This window comes from Sulfitobacter sp. HI0040 (genome assembly GCF_001634885.1).
Taxonomy (GTDB): Bacteria; Pseudomonadota; Alphaproteobacteria; order Rhodobacterales; family Rhodobacteraceae; genus Sulfitobacter.
Genome location: NZ_LWEX01000454.1, coordinates 1 through 2,612 on the forward strand (window position 1 = coordinate 1; position 2,612 = coordinate 2,612).

Annotated in this window: 2 protein-coding genes; one reads left to right on the forward strand and one right to left on the reverse strand. The window is 54.8% G+C overall.

Annotation, left to right across the window (positions count from 1 at the left end):
- Positions 1 to 298: 298 nt before the first annotated feature.
- Positions 299 to 1,024: a hypothetical protein gene (locus A3728_RS18750; protein ID WP_040609070.1), complete on the forward strand. Its 726-nt coding sequence runs from the start codon at positions 299 to 301 to the stop codon at positions 1,022 to 1,024.
- 69 nt (positions 1,025 to 1,093) lie between these two features.
- Here A3728_RS18750 and A3728_RS18755 read toward each other — a convergent pair whose 3' ends face one another.
- Positions 1,094 to 2,440 (reverse strand): ISNCY family transposase, encoded by a 1,347-nt coding sequence (locus A3728_RS18755; protein WP_009804212.1) that lies wholly within the window; start codon positions 2,438 to 2,440, stop codon positions 1,094 to 1,096.
- Between the last annotated feature and the right edge of the window lie 172 nt (positions 2,441 to 2,612).

Sequence of the window (2,612 nt, forward strand, 5' to 3'; positions counted from 1 at the left end):
GGTAATGCTGAGAATGGGGTCGATCTCCTCCTTGTCGATCTGGTCTGGCCTGTGGGACAGGCTTTGTATCATACTCCATGCAACTCTCTGTATTCGTACAGAATTTGCACTTCGTTTGTGAATCCACCCGGCTACAAACTCTGTAAATCCCATTCAGAAATGTCACCGGCTGTGCAAAGCAGAAAGGTCACCACAGGGCGCTACGGGAGCAAGGCTTTTGAGCCCGCAGACCCCAATATCGAAGGGCTGAAAAGCCTTGCGGATTGCGGGTCTTTGGTGTCGAGGATAGCGTGGTGACATGCTTCCGACGGTCAAACTTCACTCAGATGCTGATGTCCTGAAACACTCGCCGCTGGTTCGTGGGATGACGCTTGCGTTGCGTTATGCCAACGAAACCGGCGGGATCGGGCTGACGCAATCAGGCGCCTTCAACCGCAAGTTTGTGCATTGGGCGGCGGAACACTTTGAATGGCCCGATTTCACCGCCACCGAGTTATTCGAAATGAACAAGGTGCTGGATGAATACAAAATGCCACCTTTGTTCCCGGTGCATGGGTTGCTGCGTCATCTGAAGCTTCTTCGTCGTTACAAGGGTAAGCTGGTTGCGACTAAGAAAGGACGGGAGATGGCGGAAGCATCTGACGTCTTTTTTGATCTGACCGCTCCGGTTTATCTTTATCGGTTCATCCATGATGAACGGATCGAAGCCCGGGGTGGCCCCTTGGGCAACTGGGACATCTTTCTGAACGTGATCAACGTCGAGGCGCGGGTAGGGTGTACCTTAGCACATCTTCTCAAAACGCTTTACGGGTGGGAAGAAAAGGACCGCTACGATCCGGAGCACAGCGACATGCGGTTTGCGCTGAAATTCTGCGTCTTGCAGCCACTGTGTTGGCTCGGCCTGCTTTGGGAAGATCGGGAGGGGCTGAGGATTTGGGACGACGGCACATTTTACAAGACGCCACTCTGGCACGCAGCCCTTAAACTCGAAACCGATGGTCAGGCCGCTTTACGCCTTGTCTGATGCCACAGCTGCCGCATCCTGCTCGGCGTGTTTGCGCTCGTAATAGGCGTCCATGTCAGCAGTCTTGAGTTATTCTGCCGCGCGCGCAATCTTCTTCTTGGCCCGTGATCCTGGCGGTCTGCCTGGCCGACGCCCGTTCGGCTTGTAGCCCATCTTCTCTGAGTTTGTCCGCACCTTCGGCTTAGGCGGTGCGGCATCCTGCATCTCTTTGACATAGGCCAGAACCGCACCGAGCCGCTTGTTCTCGGTGACGGCTGCATGGGTGACGCGCTGGTCCATATCAAAGATCCTGTAGGGCAGGGCTTGGCCTTTCCAGCGTACCTCGAACCGCCCATCCACAAAGACATAGGTGTCCACATATTTGCCGACCAGAGCGCGTGACAGCTCGTTCTCTTCGAGCATGATCCGCTTGCGGTCATAGGAAAACGTGAGCTGCTTGCCGACATAACGGTTCTCACGCCAGCACAACACTTCCGCCAACCGATCCGGCTCCACATTCAACGCCCGGTGCAGGTTGTCCGGTTTGGCAGGGGCCTTGGCAAATTTGGCGTTAAAGCGGCTCTTAAAGCCTTCAAGAAAAGCGTTTCCGGCTTTCATGTCCGAAACGCCTGCCAGCCTCAGCTCTTTGACAAGCCGGTCCTGAAGCGTGCGGTTGGCCCGTTCTACGCGGCCCTTGGCTTGAGAGCTGTTGGCGCACAGGATCTCGATGTTCAACTCATTCAACGCACGCCCGAACTGGGTCATGCCTGCACCATTCCTTGCGTCTTCTTTGGCAACTCGGAATACCGAATGCTTGTCGCTGTAAAAGGCCACTGGGCGGCCATGCTGAACCAAATAACTGTCCAACGCCTCGAAATAGCTGAACGTGCTCTCGGACTTCACAAACCGCAGCTCCATCAAGGTGCTGGTGGCATCATCGATGAAAACGAGCAGGGTGCAGGGATCACCCCGATCCTCAAACCAACGGTGATCGGAACCATCAATCTGGATCAGCTCACCATAGCATTCGCGCCGTAAGCGAGGTTGATGGAAGGTCCGGCGCTGTTTCCGCGAGAGCCAGATGCCGTCTTCGATCATCCATTTGCGCACGGTCTCGCGAGACACTGTGAACCCGTGATGCTCAGCCAGCTTCTCAGCTGCCAGTGTTGGGCCGAAATCCGGGTAATTCTCTTTGATCAGGCTCAGAGCATAATCGCGCTTTGCATGATGGATACGATTGTTTGGAGGTTTGCCGCGCGCCTTATGTCGGATCGCTGAGGCGCCATCCTGCCGGTATCGCTTGAGAAGCCGGAACACTTGCCGCCTTGTCAGATCCAGCAGGTTTGCCGCATTGTCTACCGTCAGCCGACTATCATCGACCTGCGCCAAAACCTCAACGCGGTTCAAATCGCGCTCGCTCATCATAACCCATCCCATGTCCACTCATCCTCGCTATCGTATGCGAGGAGAGTGACACTTCTGAATTGCTCATGGGTGACATTATCGCTTTGCGCGTACAAGCAAAAAGNCTGNAATCTATATTATGTAAATAAATGATCGAACGAAACGCCTTATCCCAAGGCGTATCCGCTGCCTCTTACCGTTCGGA